Source organism: Empedobacter stercoris (assembly GCF_025244765.1).
In the GTDB taxonomy this organism is placed as follows: Bacteria; Bacteroidota; Bacteroidia; order Flavobacteriales; family Weeksellaceae; genus Empedobacter; species Empedobacter stercoris.
In genome coordinates, this window is sequence record NZ_CP104209.1 from 1,210,995 (window position 1) to 1,231,078 (window position 20,084).

At 32.2% G+C, this 20,084-nt stretch carries 17 protein-coding genes; 4 read left to right on the forward strand and 13 right to left on the reverse strand.

Annotation, left to right across the window (positions count from 1 at the left end; genetic code table 11):
* Positions 1–61 precede the first annotated feature (61 nt).
* The 7 genes from NZD85_RS05695 to NZD85_RS05725 all read right to left on the reverse strand — a co-directional run bounded on the left by NZD85_RS05695 (position 62) and on the right by NZD85_RS05725 (position 7,951).
* Positions 62–721, reverse strand: coding sequence for a YggS family pyridoxal phosphate-dependent enzyme (locus tag NZD85_RS05695; protein ID WP_260544096.1), 660 nt, complete (start codon positions 719–721; stop codon positions 62–64).
* 6 nt (positions 722–727) lie between these two features.
* Positions 728–1,975, reverse strand: a complete 1,248-nt coding sequence (locus tag NZD85_RS05700; RefSeq protein WP_260544098.1) for a DUF1015 domain-containing protein — start codon at positions 1,973–1,975, stop codon at positions 728–730.
* Between the two features lie 34 nt (positions 1,976–2,009).
* A complete protein-coding gene (locus NZD85_RS05705) occupies positions 2,010–2,960 on the reverse strand; it encodes a D-2-hydroxyacid dehydrogenase (protein WP_188319710.1) in 951 nt (316 codons plus the stop codon).
* An 87-nt stretch (positions 2,961–3,047) separates the two neighbouring features.
* Positions 3,048–4,118 (reverse strand): 3-phosphoserine/phosphohydroxythreonine transaminase, encoded by a 1,071-nt coding sequence (gene serC / locus NZD85_RS05710; RefSeq protein ID WP_171622907.1) that lies wholly within the window; start codon positions 4,116–4,118, stop codon positions 3,048–3,050.
* 161 nt (positions 4,119–4,279) lie between these two features.
* Positions 4,280–5,539 carry an aminotransferase class I/II-fold pyridoxal phosphate-dependent enzyme gene (locus NZD85_RS05715; RefSeq protein WP_171622906.1) on the reverse strand — a complete coding sequence of 420 codons (1,260 nt, stop codon included), beginning with the start codon at positions 5,537–5,539 and terminating at the stop codon, positions 4,280–4,282.
* Positions 5,540–5,633: 94 nt separating this feature from the next.
* Positions 5,634–6,671 carry a PLP-dependent cysteine synthase family protein gene (locus NZD85_RS05720; RefSeq protein ID WP_260544102.1) on the reverse strand — a complete coding sequence of 346 codons (1,038 nt, stop codon included), beginning with the start codon at positions 6,669–6,671 and terminating at the stop codon, positions 5,634–5,636.
* A 128-nt stretch (positions 6,672–6,799) separates the two neighbouring features.
* Positions 6,800–7,951, reverse strand: a complete 1,152-nt coding sequence (locus tag NZD85_RS05725; RefSeq protein WP_260544105.1) for a GlmU family protein — start codon at positions 7,949–7,951, stop codon at positions 6,800–6,802.
* A 160-nt stretch (positions 7,952–8,111) separates the two neighbouring features.
* On the opposite strand from NZD85_RS05725, the gene aroB reads away from it, so the two are divergent.
* Genes aroB through NZD85_RS05745 form a run of 4 tightly spaced genes read left to right on the forward strand, consistent with a single transcriptional unit; the run spans position 8,112 to position 11,473 of the window.
* Complete coding sequence (aroB, locus tag NZD85_RS05730; protein WP_260544107.1) at positions 8,112–9,164, forward strand: 3-dehydroquinate synthase; 1,053 nt, start codon at positions 8,112–8,114, stop codon at positions 9,162–9,164.
* Positions 9,152–9,688 (forward strand): peptide-methionine (R)-S-oxide reductase MsrB, encoded by a 537-nt coding sequence (msrB, locus tag NZD85_RS05735; protein ID WP_317619463.1) that lies wholly within the window; start codon positions 9,152–9,154, stop codon positions 9,686–9,688. The genes aroB and msrB overlap by 13 nt, the downstream gene beginning before the upstream one ends.
* Positions 9,689–9,739: 51 nt before the next feature.
* Positions 9,740–10,126: a hypothetical protein gene (locus NZD85_RS05740; protein ID WP_260544110.1), complete on the forward strand. Its 387-nt coding sequence runs from the start codon at positions 9,740–9,742 to the stop codon at positions 10,124–10,126.
* 9 nt (positions 10,127–10,135) lie between these two features.
* On the forward strand, positions 10,136–11,473 hold the full coding sequence (locus NZD85_RS05745; RefSeq protein WP_260544113.1) for an MATE family efflux transporter: 1,338 nt from the start codon (positions 10,136–10,138) through the stop codon (positions 11,471–11,473).
* 19 nt (positions 11,474–11,492) lie between these two features.
* On the opposite strand, the gene NZD85_RS05750 is transcribed toward NZD85_RS05745, so the two are convergent.
* From NZD85_RS05750 to NZD85_RS05775, 6 genes are all read right to left on the reverse strand, one after another.
* Positions 11,493–12,764 (reverse strand): TolC family protein, encoded by a 1,272-nt coding sequence (locus NZD85_RS05750; RefSeq protein WP_260544115.1) that lies wholly within the window; start codon positions 12,762–12,764, stop codon positions 11,493–11,495.
* Positions 12,765–12,775: 11 nt separating this feature from the next.
* Complete coding sequence (locus NZD85_RS05755) at positions 12,776–15,874, reverse strand: efflux RND transporter permease subunit (protein ID WP_171622898.1); 3,099 nt, start codon at positions 15,872–15,874, stop codon at positions 12,776–12,778.
* A gap of 9 nt (positions 15,875–15,883) precedes the next feature.
* The gene (locus NZD85_RS05760; RefSeq protein ID WP_225542134.1) at positions 15,884–17,014 is read right to left on the reverse strand and encodes an efflux RND transporter periplasmic adaptor subunit; all 1,131 of its coding nucleotides are present in this window, start codon (positions 17,012–17,014) and stop codon (positions 15,884–15,886) included.
* A 110-nt stretch (positions 17,015–17,124) separates the two neighbouring features.
* Positions 17,125–17,727, reverse strand: coding sequence for an MgtC/SapB family protein (locus NZD85_RS05765; protein WP_260544118.1), 603 nt, complete (start codon positions 17,725–17,727; stop codon positions 17,125–17,127).
* 239 nt (positions 17,728–17,966) lie between these two features.
* Positions 17,967–19,337, reverse strand: coding sequence for a HAMP domain-containing sensor histidine kinase (locus NZD85_RS05770; RefSeq protein WP_225542136.1), 1,371 nt, complete (start codon positions 19,335–19,337; stop codon positions 17,967–17,969).
* Positions 19,327–20,010 carry a response regulator transcription factor gene (locus tag NZD85_RS05775; RefSeq protein WP_171622927.1) on the reverse strand — a complete coding sequence of 228 codons (684 nt, stop codon included), beginning with the start codon at positions 20,008–20,010 and terminating at the stop codon, positions 19,327–19,329. The genes NZD85_RS05770 and NZD85_RS05775 overlap by 11 nt, the downstream gene beginning before the upstream one ends.
* Positions 20,011–20,084: the final 74 nt, after the last annotated feature.

Genomic DNA, 20,084 nt, shown 5'->3' on the forward strand with positions numbered 1-20,084 from the left:
AATACAAAAACCCTAAAACTTATCATTTTAGGGTTTTGTTATTTTAAAAAAAATTAGTCCATTATATGGAATAATTTCGATGTCCAAAAATCGAACTTCCAATGCGAACCATTGTACTACCTTCCTCTATTGCAATTTGGTAATCACCTGACATTCCCATGGATAAAATGGTTATATTTTCAAAATTATTTTTCAAAAAATCAAAGTTAGATTTTAAGGTCTTGAATTCATTTCTGATCTGATTTTTATCTTCGGTAAATGTTGCCATTCCCATCAAACCTACTACTCTAACATGAGGCAAATGCTGAATTTCTTCTTGCATAATTTGTCGAGTCTCCTCCACATCTAATCCAAATTTAGTCTCTTCATCTGCAATAAATTGTTGCAATAAAACATCGATAATACGATTGTTTTTCTCTGCTTGTTTATTAATTTCTTTCAACAATTTTAGACTATCAACTCCGTGAATCAAATGCACAAAAGGCGCCATATACTTCACTTTATTGGTTTGTACATGTCCAATCATATGCCAACGAATATCCTTAGGAAGAACTTCGTACTTGTCGCACATTTCTTGAATTTTATTTTCACCAAAATCTCTAATTCCAGTTTCATAAGCTTCTTGCAAATCTTCAACAGGTTTTGTTTTAGAAACTGCAACAAGTGTTACATGATTAGGAATTGTCGTTTCAATTGTTTTTAAATTATCTTGAATACTCATTTTATATTATTCTTTCAAATCAAATACTGCAAAACCACTCAACGGTTTTGGTTCGATGTACGTACTTTTTGGAGGCATTTTAAGTCCTAAATCCGAAATCAATTGTAGATCTTTTACATCGACAGGGTAAAAAGCAAATGCAGCGATATAATCGTGATGATCTACTTTATTTTTTAAAGCTTCTATTCCATCTTTGTCACGCGTTCCACATTCGTAATGAACACGTTTATCTTTCTTTGTATCTTCAATTTTTAAAATCGGTTTCAATACAGTTTCTTCAAAAATATACGTATCCAATTCACTCAAACCTTCTGTCATCAATATACTATTTTTGACATAAAGACTATAATATTGACCATCTAAATACATTACCAAATGATGTTTTTTGGTCGGAACAATTAATTCATCATTCTTTGGAATAATCTCATAATATTCTTCTAAACGTTGAATAAATTCTTCGGAAGATAATCCATTCAAATCTTTAATTAAACGATTATAATCATTAATAATCAATTCTTCATTCGAAACCAAAAGCGCTAATGTATAATTAAACGCTTCGTCGCCATAAACCTCTTCTTTAGAAGTTTCTGTTGCATATCTTGTATAACGCTCGGAACTTTCCATACGATGATGACCATCAGCGATGTATAATTCATCTAACTTTTCGATTGAATCTTTCATTTGTTTTAAATTCAATCGATTATCAACCCTCCACAACAAATGTTGCGAACCATTAGGATCATCTATTTTCAGAATAGGTTTACGCTTCATCTCTGTATCGATCAACAAATCTACTCGTTGAGCAGGTTTGTAGGTCAACAAAACAGGTTCTGCATGAAAATGAGATTCTTTCAGATATTCCGCAAATAATTCCACGCGACGTTCTAACGTTTCTTCGTGTCTTTTGATTTTATTGTTTCTATAATCATCTATATTGACAAGTCCTAAAAGACCTTTTGTCTCGCGACCATTTGCCTGAATCACTTGATAAATGTAATAAGATGATTTATCTTGAATCAGTATTTTTTTCTCGATAAATTCTTCTAAGTTCTGACGAACTTTTCTGAATTTTTCTTTCGGATCTTGAATAGAATCGTCCCAAGTTGGTAGAATAATATGCAAAAAAGAGTTTTCTCTTGTATTGATATAAAAATCCACTTCTTCTTTCGAATATTGATTCACCGCAAGGGTAACAAATTCTTGAGAAGTTTCCTCGGTTGGACGAATTCCTTTGAATGGTTTAAATTGTGGCATTTCAGTTAACTTTAAATAGAATAAAAAAACAAAATTATTTTCCGTAAATCTCTACGATTTGCGCTGCTAATTCAGTTCCAATTCGATCTTGAGCTTCATTTGTAGACCCTGCAATATGTGGCGATAACGATAATGCTTCGTTCATCAATAATCCCATTTCAGGTGTTGGTTCTTTCTCGAAAACATCTAATGCAGCACCAGCTACTTTACCATTTTCAATGGCATCAACCAACGCACGCTCATCAACAACTCCACCACGTGCAGTATTAATCACAATTACACCATCCTTCATTTTAGCAAATTCTTTTTCTCCTAAAATGTATCCATCTTGAGCAGGTACATGCAACGAGATAAAATCTGCTTTTGTAATGACTTCATCAAAATCGACAGAAGTAATGGAGAAATTCACTTTTTGACCATCAAAAAACTCTAATTCGATATCGCGAGTTGCAGGGAATTTATCATACACTAATATATTCATTCCTAAACCGATTGCTTCACGAATTACTTCTACTCCAATACGTCCAAAACCAATTACACCCATTGTTTTCCCTCTCAATTCGATTGCTTTTGCGTACGCTTTTTTCAATCCATTGAAATTAGAATCACCCTCTAAAGGCATGTTACGGTTTGCATTGTGTAAATTACGAACAATAGAAAATAAATGCGCAATTACAAACTCTGCTACAGATTGCGAAGAAGATGCGGGTGTATTAATTACTTGAATTCCTTTGTTGCGTGCATATTCAACATCGATATTATCCATACCAACACCTCCACGACCAATAATTTTAAGGTTTGTTGCATCGATTAATGGTTGACGAACTTTTGTTGCAGAGCGTACCAAAAGTACTTCGATGTTATTTTGATTGATATAATTTTCTAATTGTTCTTGTGCTACATGAGCTGTTATGACTTCGAAACCTTTTGCTTCTAAAGCTTCTTGTCCTGCTTTAGAAATTCCGTCGTTTGCTAATATTTTCATTTTATTATTATAGAATTAAGATGTGAGATTTTAGATGTTAGATAAAATATTTCTCAATACTAATATCGAACATCTAATGTCTAATGATTAACCAAATTTTTGTTCAAATTGTTTCATCACTTCTACCAAAACTTGAACTGATTCTAATGGTAAAGCGTTATACATTGATGCACGGTATCCACCTACATCACGGTGACCAGCAAGTGAAACAATTCCAGCTTCTTTTAATAAAGCATCAAAATCAGCTTTTAAATCTTCATTATTCAAAACAAAAGTTGCATTCATTTGCGAACGATCTTCTGTAGCAGCAGTTCCTGTAAACAATCCATTACGATCAATTTCTGTGTACATGGCGTCTGCTTTTTTAGTATTTACTTTTGCAATAGCCTCTACTCCACCTTGTTCTTTTAACCATTGTAAGTTTAACATAACTCCATAAATCGCAATTACAGGCCAAGTATTGAACGATGATTCTTTTTTGATATGCGTTTCGTAATTTAAATAATCAGGAATATTACGTCCTGTTTTACCTAATAAATCTTTCTGAACAATTGCAACTGCAGAACCTGCAGGTCCCATATTTTTTTGAGCTCCAGCGTAAATCACACCAAATTTTGAAACATCTACATGTTTTGACAAAATATCAGATGACATATCACAAACCATAGGAACCGGAGAATTTGGAAACTCCTTTATTTGTGTTCCAAAAATCGTGTTGTTTGATGTACAGTGAAAATAATCCACATCTGTTGGAATAGAATATGCTTTTGGAATATAGTTGTAATTTTTATCTTTAGAAGATGCAATAACTTCTATTTCACCGAAACGTTTTGCTTCTTTAATAGCGTTCTCAGCCCATTTCCCAGTTTGCGTATAAGCAGCTTTCCCTCCTTCTTTCAATAGATTATAAGCAACTGTAGGAAATTGCAAAGAAGCTCCTCCTTGCATAAATAAAACATCATGCGATTCTGGAACATTCATTAATTCTTTTACCAAAGCTCTTGCTGTATCGATTACTTCAACTGCATCTTTACGACGATGAGAAATTTCTAAGATAGATGTTCCTGAATGATTGAAATCTAAACAAGCTTGCGCCATTTTGTCGAAAACAACTTGTGGTAAAATGCATGGTCCTGCACTAAAATTGTGAATTTTCATAATTAAAATTGTTGTGTGTTTGTGTGTATTAAATTGTAACAAATATAGTAAATCAAAAATTCTTATAAGCGATTCTAAAGCTAACTTTTGAACAGACTTACAAACAAAAAACCCCAAACTGTAAAAGTTTAGGGTTATATAATTTCTGAATGAATTCTTTTTTAGTATTGAACGAAATCAACATTCAATTCTTCAGCCTTTCTTTTGTAGTAACCATCTGCTAATTTATCTTTAATTTCTGCGAAAGAATTTAAAGTATATTCGATGTGCTCATCTTCGTGAGCAGCAGTTGGGATAATACGGAAGATAATCATTCCTTTTGGAATAACTGGATACACAACTACAGAAACAAAAATTCCGTACTCTTCGCGCATTTCTTTTGCTAAAACAGTTGCTTCGATAGGAGAACCATTCAATACGATTGGTGTAACACAAGTGTTAGACCCTCCGATATCAAATCCTCTTTCTTGTAAACCTTTTTGAATTTTTTCAACGTTATGCCATAACTTATCTTTAAGCTCTGGATGATTACGTAATAACTCAAGACGTTTTAAACCTCCGATTACCATTGGCATTGTCAATGATTTTGCAAAAATTTGAGAACGTAAGTTGTATTTTAAAATACGAATAATATCTTTATTACCAGCAATAAAAGCTCCGAAACCAGCCATCGATTTTGCGAAAGTAGAGAAATAGATGTCAATTGCATCTTGACAACCTTGCTCTTCTCCAGCTCCAGCTCCAGTTTTACCTAAAGTTCCAAAACCGTGTGCATCATCTACTAATAAACGGAATTTATATTCATCTTTGAAAGCAGCAATTTCTTTCAAGATTCCTTGTTTACCTGTCATTCCGAAAACACCTTCTGTAATCACTAAAACACCTCCGCCTTGTTTGTCAGCTAATTTACGTGCACGAATAATTGTTTTTTCGAAACTTTCGATGTTATTGTGTTGGAAAATAAAACGTTTTCCGAAATGTAAACGAACACCATCAACAATACAAGCATGACATTCAGCATCATAAACGATTACATCATTTTTAGAAACTAAAGCATCAATTGTAGATACCATTCCTTGGTATCCAAAGTTCATTAAATAAGCAGATTCTTTTTGAACGAAATCAGCTAATTCTTGCTCTAATTGTGCGTGATAATCTGTTTGTCCAGACATTGCACGAGCTCCCATAGGGTAAGCCATACCATATTCTGCAGCAGCGTCAGCATCAGCTTTACGAACTTCAGGGTGATTAGCTAAGCCTAAGTAGTTATTGATTGACCAAGTAATTACTTTTTTTCCTTGGAATTCCATTACTGGTCCAATTTCTCCTTTTAATTGAGGAAAAACATAATAACCTTCACCGTAATCAGCGAATTGACCTAATGGTCCAGGATTTTGTTTTAAACGTTCAAAAATGTCCATTTTATTATAGTTTAATTTTTTGATTAATTGAAAAAAAAGTAGAAAGTGAACAAACACAACCTACTTTACTATTTAATTTTTACAAATATACGTATTATTTAATTCGTTCTACAGTTGCACGAGCTTCTAAACCATTAAGCCTGCTGTTTGTAAAACCTTCTTCCGCCATCCATTCTTCGCTAAAGACTTTTGTCATGTAACGAGATCCGTGGTCTGGGTAAAGAATTACAACCAAAGAATTCTCATCGAATTCTCCTGCTTCAGCCAGTTGTTTAAACGCTTGTGTTGCAGCACCTGAAGTATAACCTGCCATAATTCCTTCTTTCAAAGCAATTTCTCTTGTACGATAAGCAGCTTCTTCGTCAGTAACTTTTATAAATTTATCAACCATTTCAAAATCTAAAGCTCCTGGTACTAAATTTTTTCCCATTCCTTCGATTCTGTACGGATAGATATCATTTTGATCAATTTTACCCGTTTCGTGATATCCTTTTAAGATTGATCCATAAGCATCAACTCCAATGACTTTTACATCAGGATTTTGCTCTTTTATGTAACGTGCACTACCTGTCAAAGTTCCTCCTGTTCCTGTACATCCAATAAGGTGAGTAATTTTACCTTCCGTTTGATTCCAGATTTCAGGACCTGTTGTTAAATAGTGAGCTTCTGTATTCCCTTGATTAAAATATTGATTTATATAAAGAGAATTTGGTGTTTCCGCAGCAATTCGTTTTGCCACTTCATAATATGATCTTGGATCATCAGCAGGTACATTCGCTGGGCATAAAAATACTTTTGCACCCATTGCTTTCAAAAATGAAATTTTTTCTGCTTTTGTTTTATCCGATACCGCTAAGATACATTTGTATCCTTTTACGATAGCAACCATCGCTACTGCAAATCCAGTGTTACCTGAAGTTGTTTCTACAATAGTAGCACCAGGTTTTAATAGACCTTTTTTTTCAGCCTCTTCTATGATATGTAAAGCTATTCTGTCTTTTGTTGAATGTCCAGGATTGAAACATTCTAACTTTGCATAAACTTCGCCTGGAATGTCTTGGTTAATTCTGTTTAACTGAACTAATGGAGTGTCTCCAATTAACTCTAAAACGTTTTTATATTTACCAGTCATTTCACAAATATTCTTTTCTAACAAAAAGCAAAATTACGGATTTTTTAATTAATTGTTAAAAATTTAACTTGTAAAATTAATTTCTAACAATTTTTAACTAAAAATCTAATTATTTACTTTTTATTAAATTAGTTATTATTTAAATTAAAAATATGTTTTAAAATCTTCTCATCAGTAGAAGTAAATTCCACTTTTCTTCTTTCCATCATCTTCTCTGCAGCCTCGCAAGCACGTTCAAAACTAAATATTGGTGCATCTGATTGTCCTCCCCAACTATAATGTTTGATCATATTTGGTGGAAACCCAGATTGAAAAACGTTGGCACAAACACCAACAACTGTACCAGTATTAAATTGTGTATTAATTGCAGATTTTGCATAATCTCCCATAATCAATCCGCAAAATTGTAAACCAGTTTTTACAAATCGAGCCTCTTTGTAACTCCATAATTTCACCTCTGCATAATTATTTTTAAGATTTGAATTGTTTGTATCCGCTCCCAAATTACACCATTCACCAATTACAGCATTTCCTAAAAAACCATCGTGTCCTTTGTTAGAATAAGCCATTAAGATTGCATTATTCAGTTCTCCTCCCACTTTACAAAATGGACCAATTGTACAACCTGAATAAATCTTTGCACCCATGTTTATCTTTGCATGTTCACACAAAGCTAATCCACCTCTAATCATAGAACCTTCCATAATTTCTGCATCCTTTCCAATATAAATTGGACCTTCAGACGCATTCAAAATCGAAAATTCTACTTTTGCACCTTCTTCAAGAAAAATTCTTTCAGCGTGTAAAACTTGGTTTGTTTGTGAAATTGGTTGTGACTTTCTACCTTCTGTTAATAAATCATAATCAAATTCTATTGCTTGGAAATTATAAGTAAATAAATCCCACGAATTTTTGATATGAATAATTTGATCTAACTCAATAATTTTGGTCGTAATCGTTGGTACTGCTTCTGTTGTTCTCACCGCTACAAGTTGATTTTCAAAAACAATAGATGTATTTAATTCTATATTTTTTATGGCTTGTATTAACTCTTTTGTCGGAAAAAATGAAGGATTAATGAATATATTTTCTGATTGTAAATGTGTCGAAAATTTTTCTTCTAAATAGTGTTGAGTTTTATATGAAATGGACGAATTTAGAATTTTCTCCCAACGTTCGGCAAAGCTTAAAACTCCCATTCGTAATGACGCTACTGGCTTAGTAAACGTCAGAGGCAAAAGATTTTCCCATTCTTCACCATCAAAAAGAATTATATTCATTAATTAAGAATTTGTGCAAATTTAAAATAATTATTCTATAAGCTCATACGTTCAATAGAGTTTTATCAATATAACAGCCTAAAATAAATCATTTAAAATATTTGGTTGATGTAAAAAGGTCGCCGTAATTTTAGGCACATTTAAAAAATATTTTTCCGTTTTGAAATCAGCTCCGATTCATTTTGGTTCAATCGCATATATATTAGACGATTACCTTGCAAAAAACACTTTTTCTTCTATCTTCTTTTTGGTAGATGAAAACACACATGTGCATTGTTTACCAATCTTATTAGCTGATTTGGATAACATTTCTGCTTACGAAATCCTTGAAATTGATTCGGGAGAAGAAAATAAAAACATCGAAACCGTAAATAATCTTTGGTTAGCATTAAGCGAATTGGGTGCAGATCGTCACTCATTGGTTATAAATGTTGGCGGTGGTGTTTTAACCGATATGGGAGGTTTTATGGCTTCCACCTTCAAACGTGGTATCAAGTTTATCAACATTCCAACAACATTATTATCTCAAGTAGATGCTTCTGCAGGTGGTAAAAATGGAATTGATATAGAAGGAATGAAAAATATGGTCGGCACATTTAATCAATCCGAAATGGTATTGGTTGATCCCAATTTTTTATTGACTTTGGAACAACGTCAGGTAAAATCTGGCTTGGCCGAAATGTTAAAACATGGATTAATTAAAAATCGTGATCATTGGGATAATTTAGTTCAATTACCTTCTCATAACGCCGAATCTTTAGCGCCATTTATTATGGATTCTATCCAAATAAAAGAAAATGTTGTGAACAATGATCCTTTTGAAAAAGGTGAACGTAAGATTTTAAATTTTGGCCATACCATTGGTCATGCAATCGAAAGTGAATCGTTAGAAACAGATTTTCCACTTTTGCATGGAGAAGCAATCGTAATCGGAATGATTATTGAGACGTTTCTTAGTTACGATCAAGAATTAATTTCTAAAGCTGATTTAGAAGAAGTGTGCGAAAGCTTTGCGTCGATGTATGCATTAAATACAATTGACATGAAGATTTTCCCTAACTTGATGAAATGGATGAAACACGACAAAAAAAACCAAAACAATTCAATCAACTTTAGTTTGATTAATAAAATTGGACATTGTCGTTATGATGTAATTTGTACTGAAGATGAAATCAGGCAAGCATTTGAAAAATATAACCAATGGATTGCTTAAAAAAATATACCTCTTTTATTGTTGTAGCGTTACTTGTAAACTTTAGCGTTTCATGTACTTCGCAACACAAAAAAGATGAACAAAAAGTAGAACAACCACAAAATACGATTGCGATGAATGAGAAACCTCAATTTAAAGTAAATAAAACGGAAGAAGAATGGAAAAAAGAACTTACTTCAGAAGAATACTACGTTTTAAGAGAAGCAGGAACAGAACGTCCATTTACTGGAAAATTTAATATGCATTTCGAAAATGGTATTTACACTTGTGCCGCTTGTAACGAAGAATTATTTTCTTCCGAATCTAAATTTGACGGACATTGTGGTTGGCCAAGTTTTGATAAAGAGATTGCAGCTGGAAAAATTGTAGAACGTGTAGATTCTTCGCATGGAATGATAAGAACCGAAATTCTTTGTGGAAATTGCGGAAGTCATTTAGGCCATGTTTTTGATGACGGTCCTACACAAACGGGTTTACGATATTGCATAAATTCACTATCTTTAGATTTTAAACCTCAAAAATAATTTTTTTTTAAAAGCTGTTCCAAAACAGCTTTTTTTAATCCAATATCTTATATGAAAGCACTTCGTTTTATTATCATTTTTATCTTATTGTTATTAATTTATAATGGTATTTACAATTATGATTTAATGATTAATGTGAGAATGACTGATCGTCGTATAAACCCATTACGTTATATCTTTTTCGGATTTTATTTTGTACTAATTCTTTTCAATTTAATTGAATTTATTCGAGGAAAATTTAATTACGGATCATTCAAAAAAGTAATTTATTATTTAATTTTTGCTGGATATTTAGGTTGTATTTTCATGTTCAAATACAATGAATACAACATTCCAGGATTACCGCTTTTGGGATATTTCTCTTTAGTCGGAATTACGTTATTCATGTTAAGTCAACTCATCAAAAACAAACCACCTTACAAACGTGTAAAACAATAATACGTTAGTATGAATTTGGTTTCGGATAGAATTACGTTCAAACAAATCAATCAACTTGCAATTCCAGCCATTTTTTCTGGAATTGCCGAATCGTTGATTACATTAACCGACATCGCAATGGTTGGTAACGTATCTGAACATTCTGTAGAAGCCCTTGCTGCAACTGGTTTAGTTGGATCTTTTTTATCTGGTATAATTTGGATCGTTGCCCAAACGAAAACATCTATTTCATCTTTGGTCTCTCAAAGTCTTGGTGCAAATAAATTAGAAACTATCAAAAACTTGGTTCCTCAAGCCTTGTATTTTAATATCTTTTTAAGTTTATTGATTTTTATTCCAACCTACTTTTTTGCTCAACATCTTTTCGAACTTTACAATGCCACAGATTTAGTTCTTCAATTTTCGGTTGAATACTATAAAATCAGAGCTTTTGGATTTCCTCTTACACTTATTTCATTAACACTTTTTGGCGCTTTTAGAGGAATACAGAATACTTTATGGGCAATGAAATGTAGTTTAACAGCAGCGATAATCCATGTTTTTTTAGATTATATTTTGATTTTTGGTATTGAAGGACTTATTCCTGCATTACATATCAAAGGCGCTGCTTACGCGAGTCTTATTGCACAATTTATTATGGTTATCATGGCGTTTTATTACTATTTTACAAAAACCTCATTCAACCTAAATCCTGGAACATCGCTACATCCTTTATTTAGAAAATATATCAACCTTAGTTTTAATTTTATCTTACGCACAGCCTCACTTAATGTCGCCTTTTTCCTTGCCAACTCTTATGCTACGGATTATGGAAAAGATTATATCGCTGCGCAAAGTATTCTGATGAATATTTGGTTATTTTTCTCCTTTTTTATTGATGGATATGCAGGAGCTGGAAATGCTATGGCAGGACGATTGCAAGGCGAACGAAATTATCCTAAACTTTGGATTCTAAGCAAGGATATCTCCAAATACTCTGTTCTAATTGCTTGTATTTTGATTGCAATTTGTTTTGTTTTTTATAATCAAATAGGTGCAATTTTTAATCAAGATCCAAATGTACTCAACATTTTCAATGCTGTTTTTTGGATAGTTTTAATGATGCAACCTATTAATACGCTTGCTTATATTTTTGACGGTTTTTTCAAAGGAATGGGAGATGCTAAACTACTTCGAAACAACTTGATTTTTGCTACTTTTTTAGGCTTTTTACCTACTCTTTATCTCACTGATTATTTCGGATTGAACATTTATGGTATTTGGATTTCTTTTGGCGTTTGGATGTTTTTACGCAGCTTTCCATTGATGTATATTTTTAGAAAACGAGTGTTGAAACATGAGATTTAGCAGTTTTAAATAATTCCCTTTAAAAATCAATATCCCACATCCCCACTGTTCTTTCAAGTTCTATTAATCCTAATGCACAATTAAATAACATCTCTAAATATTGAACTTGTATTTCGTTGTATGTGCGTTGCGCATCTAATACTTCCAATAAAGAAGTATTCCCTCTACTGTAACTGTATTTTTTTGCTTCTACTATTAAGTTAGCATTGTTTACAATTTCATCATCAAATTGTTTCATTTGTTTTTTATATGCCTCGTACCATGTATATGCTTCTTTTACTTGAGTTTTAATTTCTATCTCAATTTGTTTATAATTTAATTCTGCTTGATTCAGCTGAATTTTAGCTATTTTCAATTCATTATTGTATCTGTTTGAAAATTTTAAAGGAATATTCACTCCCCCTTTTATTTGTGTAAACTGAGGGGTTTCAGCAGCTAAATTGCGAACTTCTCCTGAATGTTCAACACCTAGCATCAACCCCAAATCTATTGCACGATTAGCTTTGGCTAACGCTATCATCTTTTGACTAACCTCTTTACTTTGTAATGCTGCGGACAGATCAGTACGATTATTTATTGCTATTTCAACCAAATGATCCAAATCAAAATCTCGGTAAAATGTTCTCAATTCACCAACAGTCGTAATTTGATTTACTGAATCAACTCCCATAAAAATAGCCAATCGAATATATGATGCTGCTAAATCTGTTTCTGCTTGAGTGACTTCATTTTTTAATGATTGAGCTTCTAATCGACTTTGTCTAGCGTCAGTTTCTGAAATATCCCCCAACTTGAACCTCATCTCATCCGAATTTGCAAGCTGATTCACCATTTCATAAGAATTCTTTTTAACATTCAATAACTCTCTCTGATAGATTGTTTGTAAAAAACCCAATGTTGCATCAGCTTTTAAATTTTTAAAGTAATCCAAAAGAATCAGTTTCGTCAATTCATATTCGCTTTTAGCCAAATTAATTCGAGCTTTTCTTTTTCCTCCTAATTCTACTAACCATCCAACTTCTGCTGAATATCCTATTCCCATCTTTCTGTTGGTTTCTCCATTATCAAAATATGCAAACTGAAGTTCTGGATCCTCAAATGCTTTTGCACTAATAATTTCCGATTCAGCTATAGCTACATTAAAGCGTTCTGAAGCCAATAAGATGTTATTTGTTTCGACTGTTTGGATAAACTTCTTATACGCTAGTTCGTACCCATTAGTTTGTTGAGCCATTAATAAACTATTTGGAAGTATTAAAACACAAACCAATATGAACCAATATTTCTTCATTTTTCTCCTTCTTATTTATTTATAGACTTATCCAAAGAATTTCTTCCCCATTTTTTTTCGATCATATAGTATAATGCTGGAAGTGCAAAAAGTGTAATAACCGTTGAAAATAATAAACCATATACTATTACCGTTGCTAATGGACGTTGTACATCCGATCCGATTCCTGTTGATAACGAGGCAGGAAATAAACCTAAAATAGCCACAGTAGCTGTCATTAAAACAGGTCGAAAACGATTTTTTGTTCCTTCAATAACTGCTTCTAAAAGGTCTATTCCCTGATTTTTTAATAGATTGAATTGAGAGAGCATTATCACACCATTTTGAATAGCTACTCCAAATAGCGCAATGAAGCCAACTGCAGAAGAAACATTCAATGTCATCCCTCTTACATTTAATGCTAACATACCTCCAAATACAGCTAAGGGAATGATTCCAATCAATAACAAAGCTTGTCTCAAGTTTCCAAATGCAACATATAAAAGAGTGAACATGACTAGAATTGCAATTGGAATAACGATTGAAAGTCTTTTGTATGCACGGTTTTGGTTTTCGAATTGACCACTCCATTTGAGATGATATAAGCGATGATCATAAGTTATATTTTGTTCTATTTTATCATGAGCTTCCTTTAGAAAGGAACCTAAATCGCGGTCCCTTAAATTTAATTTTATTGTTAAATGTCGCTTATTCATTTCGCGCGTAATCGTACTCTCTCCTGTATTAAGCTTGATATCTGCCACTTGTGCTAAAGGTATTTTTATACCATCTATATTAGTCAAACTCAATTGTCCTATTTTTTCTGGTGTATTTCGACTATCTTCTTTGTACCGACAAATAAAATCGTACACTTTATCATCTAAAAAGATTTGAGAAATCGCTTTACCTCCGATTGCAACTTCAATTAATTCAGCAACATCAGACACATTTAGTCCATATTGAGCAATTTTATCTCGATTAGCATGAATCTGCAATTGAGGTAATGGAGGTTCTTGATCAATTGAAACATCAACCGCCCCTCTTACCTTTTTCAATTCTTTCATCATACTTTCAGCTATTTTACGTGTTTCGGTAAATTCTTTACCATAAATTTTAACTGCCAATTCGCTATGTGTACCTGATATTTTATCCATTACACCATCTATCATTGGTTGAGAAAAACCTACCGTATATCCAGGCATAGCGGCATATTCTTTTTCCAATTCACGAATCAAATCATTTTTAGTTTTCCCTTTAGGCCATTCTTTATAAGGTTTTAATCCAATCGAAACTTCGAAATGAGAAGCAGTCCAAGGGTCTGTTCCATCATCATTTCGGCCTGCTTGTACCATTACATATGTAACCTCATCATATTGCATTGTATGAGATCTCAATGCATCACTCATTTCCTTTGATTTCTCTACTGATAAACCAGGAGGTAATTCAACTTGTAGCCAAATCGACCCTTCATCCAATGTTGGTAAAAAATCTTTTCCAACAGAAATGGATAAACCTACTGCACAACCAAGAATTATAATAAGTGGTAAAATAACTTTTTTTGGTTTTACTATAATTTTCTCGATAATAGATGAATAAGATTGTGTTAATTTCTCTAACCATTTATTGTGGTAAATTTTTTGAGGTTTTTTATACATTACATATGCTAACCCTGGAATTAACAAAAGAGCTACTGACAATGCACCAAGTAAGGCATAACCTACAGTAAAAGCCATTGGTGTGAAAAGCTTTCGTTCGACTCTCTCAAAAGCAAATAGAGGTAAATAAGCCGTTATGATTATTAGAGTCGCAAAGAATATAGGCTTTGCGACTTGTTTTGCGACTTTAGAAATACTATGTTCTTTTAAATATTCTGTAGGATTTTTCTCTCTTTTTTTCAAAACGGTTTCCATCATTACAATTGCTCCGTCTACTATAATTCCAAAATCAATCGCTCCTAAAGACAATAGATTTGCAGGAATAGAGGTAAAATGCATGAAAACAAATGCGATAAGCAATGAAAGTGGAATCGTGATTGCAACTAAAAGTGCGCCTCTCCAACTTCCTAAAAAAACGATTAATACAATAACTACAAGACAGATACCTTCTATTAAAGTATGAGAAACAGTATTAAGTGTTGTCTCGACCAAATCTGTTCGGTCTAAAAAGGCATGAATTTTTACATCATTTGGTAAAATATCATGATTAAGTTCATTGACAGCTTCATGAATACCTGCTAATACTGTAGATGGATCTTCACCTTTTAATAACAATACAATTCCCTCGATTCCATCTGAATAGTTTCTCGTTTTGTCACTATACCCTAAAACACCTTTTCGCTCAACACTTCCGTATTTTAATTGTCCAATATCAGATAATAAAATAGGTACTCCATTTTCTGTCTTAATAACAATCTTTCCAAAATCATCCAAATCTTTCACCAGACCTATTCCTCTAATTACGTAGCCAATATCTCCTTGAGGTAATGTACTTCCACCAGCGTTCACATTATTTTGATCTATGGTTTCGACAACATCATTGAGTGAAATATTATATTGAGTTAATTTAGTAGGGTCTATTTCTATTTGATACTGCGTTGTAATCCCTCCAAAATTTGTTACTTCCGCTACACCTGACACCTGATTAATTCTAGGAACAATGACAAAACGTTGTAAATCTGTTAATTCTCTTAAGTCTTTTGTATCACTTTCTATAATGTAACGATAGACCTCTCCAATTGGTGACGTTAAAGGATCTAATCCAGGTTCCGCTCCATAAGGTAAGTCAATATCATTCAATCGTTCTTGTATTCTCATGCGTGCCCAGTAATCATCAACTCCATCTTTAAATACAATTGTAATAATGGATAAACCAAATGTACTTTTACTACGCATTACATGCATACCAGGTAAACCATTGAGTTCCCTTTCTATCGGGATAGTAATCTGTTGTTCTATCTCTTCAGCTGCTAATCCAGGAACTTGCGTAACAATTTGAGAAGTTACATCTGCAATATCTGGATAAGCTTCTATTGCTAATTGCTTCCAAGAATAATAACCAAATACAGCTATCAATGAAAACAAAGTCACCATTAGCCATTTCTTGGCAATTGCCATTTCGATTAATTTGTTCATTTCAATCGTTTATTTTACCCCCATTAAAAACACTCCTCCATCAACCACCACTTTATCTCCTGCTTTTAATCCATCTGTAACACGAACTAAATGATTATCTTCAGAATGACCTATCGCCACAACTTTTGTTTTATGGTATTTCTTTTCATCAATTTTTACAAAAACATATTGATCTGCTTTGTCCTGAAAAACAGCTTTTGAAGGAAGAATAATTTCTTCTTTACCAAAACCTTTAAGTACGACATTAACATACATACCTGGCTTTAGAAGGAATTGATTATTTTCAGTTTCAATTAAAACTTCTACACTTCTGCTTTCTTCGTTCAAAGTTTGTCCTATATGAATTATTTTTCCATCAAATACAATTGTGGGAAAGGCCTCAACTGTAAATGAAATTCTTTTTAATTCTTTTAGAAAACCTAAATTATGCTCTTTTATTTGCGCAGAAACCCATACCTTTGACAGGTCTGCTACTGTTACCAAAGCTTCATGATCTTCTTTTAAATATTGTCCTGTAACTAGTTCATTTTTTATAATCTGACCAGAAATTGGCGATCGAACCATTAAAGATTGTCCCATTCCTATTTGAGAAGAAGTATTAAAAACCTTTACAGATGCTGCAGCTTGATCTACAGCTATTTTTTTTATTTTAAAATCTGTTTGCGCTTCTTCTAATTCTCTTTTTACACCAACAGCATGATCAAATAAATCTTTTTGTCGCTTTAAATTTATTTCGGCTTGTTTTAATTCTTGTTGCGCTGCTAAATATTCTTGTTGTGCAACAAAAAAATCTGCAGATTTAATTTCAAATATTGGTGCTCCTTTTTTCACTTGCTGTCCCAATGAAACGAAAGATTTAACTACTCGTCCAGCAAATGGAGAAGCAACTTGAGCAAAATGTTCTGGAATTGTTTTTACAATTCCAGGTGAATTCAAATCAGACTCTACCAACTGAAGTTGTGCTTTTTCTATTTTTAATTGAGTTATAATAGTGGAATTATCACTGAATATTATTTCATTTTTATCCCAGTAATAATCTGCTGTTTCTGATTGTTCTATTTTACTGTTACAACTGTTTGTTAAAACAAAACCATTCCCAATAATAAGCAGCAAAAAAAGAGTTACTTTTGATTTTTTCATAAGATATATTCTATCTATTTTATTTCTAAACTTCATTTCTGATAATTTCCCAACGAATTTTTTGGACATCTTTTTCAATGGTTAATCGACTTGCTATTTTTTCTAAAAGACTATCTTGCTGATATCTCTGCTGAAATCATTACAGAATCATTTATTAAATCATCATCACTCGAAAGAGATTTCATCATAAGGTTTTCATTATTCTCAATTGAACGCATTAGTAATACTCTTAAATGATTTTCTACATCATTTCTACATTTTATTACCAATAAATATTCGGTATCCTTGTGGTTTTTATTTTTGAAAGAGTAACGGTAAATCTGATTACTAATCGGTCTTAATAATAGATGTGCTAACATTATAATACAAGTAAGTATAACCGCTTGTATAGAAAGTCCTGAACCAGCAAATAACCCGATTGCTACTGAGCACCAAATCGTTGCAGCAGTATTCAACCCTCTTACACTCACTCCGTCTTTCATAATGACTCCAGCGCCTAAAAAACCTATTCCACTGATAACATATGAAGCTATTCGTCCTACGGCATCTCCTCCAATGGCATAAGACATTAAGATAAATGCTGCTGAACCTACACATACCAAGGTATTTGTTCTTAATCCAGCACTTTTTTGACGATATTCACGCTCTAAACCTATTGCAGCTCCTAATAGAAAAGCTAATCCTAACTGCATTGTAAAATTTATTAAATTCATTTTATATTTTTTTAAGGATAACCAAAGTTTCAATTCTCTTAAAAGCAGTAATAAATGAATCTTTGGTTTATTGTTTGACGAATTGGGAATCTGTTTCCATTGTTATTTTTTTTCTGTTGCAAATCTACATGACATGGAAAACAGTTGCTGTTAGAAACCTTTTAGAAGAATATTAGAATTTTATTAGAACAAAAAAGCCTGCAATAACGCAGGCTTTTTCCTATTTTTATGATTTATTATTAGTTGTTTTTTTTCAAAACTACTCGAAAAAAAGTTTTATTTTCTTCTATGGTATATACAGCTAATTGACCAAAATGCAAATCAATAATTTTTTTCACCAAATACAAACCTATTCCTTGACCTTGAATATTTTTATGTTGAGCACTTCTATAAAATGGTTGAAAAATCATGGTTAATTCTTCTTGTCTTATCCGTTCACCTTCATTAATAAAGTCAATGTTCACTTCGGTTTCATCAAAATCAATTTGAATCTCACAAGTGGAATTAATTGAATATTTACATGCATTTTCTATTAAATTAGTAAAAGCAACTTTTAATAAATATTCATTTCCATTCACTTCGACCTCGTTTTCTTCGTTTGGAATTCGAATAAAATTTAATTCTACTTTATATTCCTTATTATTTTTTTGAACCTGAACCACCGAATCTAAAAGTATTTCATCAATTCTAATTCTTTTAAAATTAATTTCTGAAGGATCGTAACTAGCTTTCGCCATATCAAGTAAACTGTTGGATAAACGAACAATTCTTTTTGTGTCATTTAATGCAAATTGGATTAACTCTTGATATTCTTCATTAGAATGCTTCTTCCCTAAAGCCATTTCTAATTCTGTTATTATCGCTGCTAATGGCGTACGAAGTTCATGTGCTATATTAGAAACAAAACTTTTCTGAGAATCAAAAGAATTTTCTAATCGTTGTAACATTTGATTGATTGTAATTGTTAATTCTGCTAACTCATCTCCTTTTGATTTTAATTCAATTCTAAGATCTAAATTTGAAGCAGAAATTTGTTTTGCTTTACTCGTTATCGCCTTGATTGGATTTATCGCTTTATTGGTAAAAAAGAAAGCAGACAATAAAATTAGCAGCAAAGACAATGTATAGATAAGGATAATATTTTTTAATAAATTGTTAATTTTACTGTAACCATATTCATCCAAAGCTGCAGCTGTAACAAAATAATCAATTCCATCTACAGTATATTTCATCCCGACGACTTGCCACCTATCTTGGTAGAAATTAATGTAACCTTTTTGCTGTACTTGATCGAATAACGCTTCTGTTTCTTTAACAAAATCGATTTCTACTGCATCGTGGTAAATTAATGTTTTGTTGTGATCATAAACTGCAACTTCAACTTCATTGAGAGTTTGTCTGTTATTTTGATAGATATGATGCAAAACATCGGATGAAACTTTAGCTTTAAGAAAAAGATTTGATTTAGTTATAGCTTCTTTTTTAAGCAATTCAAAAAATTCTTTTTCTCTGTCTTTTTTTGCTGAATAATAAATTATAAAAGCAAAGAAAAAAAGAATAGTTGCTGTAAGCAAAGTAAATAAAAGTGTCAGTCTAATTCTAATTTTCATCTTTCTTAAATATAAATCCTTGACCTGTTTTGGTATGAATTAGTTTTGCCCCAAAATGCCTGTCAACTTTATTTCTTAAATAATTTATATAAACATCAATAAAATTAGTCCCTGTATCAAAATGTGTATCCCAAACTTTTTCCGCAATCTCAGTTCTAGATAGCACACGTTCTTTATTTTCGAGCATATAATGTAAAAGACGAAATTCTTTTGGTGTTAGATTAATTTCTTTCCCTTCTCTTTTCACTATTTTTGTATGGAGATTCATCTCTAATGTATCATATTCCAAAATGAAAGATAACGTCTGCATATTGTACTTTCTTTTAGACAAGACGCCAATTCTTGCGATAAGTTCCCTCATTTCAAAAGGTTTTACCATATAATCATCTGCACCTGCATCAAACCCTTCAACTTTATCATCGGTTGTTCCTAGAGCTGTTAACATGATAATAGGAAGAAAAGGTTTTAACTTTTTTAATTCTTGACAAAAATCTAATCCACTTAATTTAGGTAAAATAATATCTGACACAACCAAATCATACTCTTCACGAAGAGCCAATTTTAGTGCCATTTCTCCATCATAAACTACCGTTGTTTCAAACCCGTTCTCTTCTAAACCTCTTCGAATTAACGCTGACATTCTTTGATCGTCTTCTACTATTAAAATATGCATATTACAAAAATAAGGATTTAATTTTAAGGATTTTATCCTATGAGACATGAAAATAGCTCCAAAAATAATTTAAG

Bases quoted from the DNA above. Each gene is read 5' to 3' on its own strand.
- NZD85_RS05775 (WP_171622927.1), bottom strand. From the start codon at position 20,010: ATGCATATTTTAATAGTAGAAGACGATCAAAGAATGTCAGCGTTAATT.
- NZD85_RS05725 (WP_260544105.1), bottom strand. From the start codon at position 7,951: ATGAATATAATTCTTTTTGATGGTGAAGAATGGGAAAATCTTTTGCCT.
- NZD85_RS05715 (WP_171622906.1), bottom strand. From the start codon at position 5,539: ATGGACATTTTTGAACGTTTAAAACAAAATCCTGGACCATTAGGTCAA.
- NZD85_RS05700 (WP_260544098.1), bottom strand. From the start codon at position 1,975: ATGCCACAATTTAAACCATTCAAAGGAATTCGTCCAACCGAGGAAACT.
- NZD85_RS05755 (WP_171622898.1), bottom strand. From the start codon at position 15,874: ATGAACAAATTAATCGAAATGGCAATTGCCAAGAAATGGCTAATGGTG.
- NZD85_RS05750 (WP_260544115.1), bottom strand. From the start codon at position 12,764: ATGAAGAAATATTGGTTCATATTGGTTTGTGTTTTAATACTTCCAAAT.
- NZD85_RS05745 (WP_260544113.1), top strand. From the start codon at position 10,136: ATGAATTTGGTTTCGGATAGAATTACGTTCAAACAAATCAATCAACTT.
- NZD85_RS05760 (WP_225542134.1), bottom strand. From the start codon at position 17,014: ATGAAAAAATCAAAAGTAACTCTTTTTTTGCTGCTTATTATTGGGAAT.
- NZD85_RS05695 (WP_260544096.1), bottom strand. From the start codon at position 721: ATGAGTATTCAAGATAATTTAAAAACAATTGAAACGACAATTCCTAAT.
- NZD85_RS05770 (WP_225542136.1), bottom strand. From the start codon at position 19,337: ATGAAAATTAGAATTAGACTGACACTTTTATTTACTTTGCTTACAGCA.
- NZD85_RS05765 (WP_260544118.1), bottom strand. From the start codon at position 17,727: ATGAATTTAATAAATTTTACAATGCAGTTAGGATTAGCTTTTCTATTA.
- NZD85_RS05705 (WP_188319710.1), bottom strand. From the start codon at position 2,960: ATGAAAATATTAGCAAACGACGGAATTTCTAAAGCAGGACAAGAAGCT.
- NZD85_RS05720 (WP_260544102.1), bottom strand. From the start codon at position 6,671: ATGACTGGTAAATATAAAAACGTTTTAGAGTTAATTGGAGACACTCCA.
- msrB (WP_317619463.1), top strand. From the start codon at position 9,152: ATGGATTGCTTAAAAAAATATACCTCTTTTATTGTTGTAGCGTTACTT.
- serC (WP_171622907.1), bottom strand. From the start codon at position 4,118: ATGAAAATTCACAATTTTAGTGCAGGACCATGCATTTTACCACAAGTT.
- NZD85_RS05740 (WP_260544110.1), top strand. From the start codon at position 9,740: ATGAAAGCACTTCGTTTTATTATCATTTTTATCTTATTGTTATTAATT.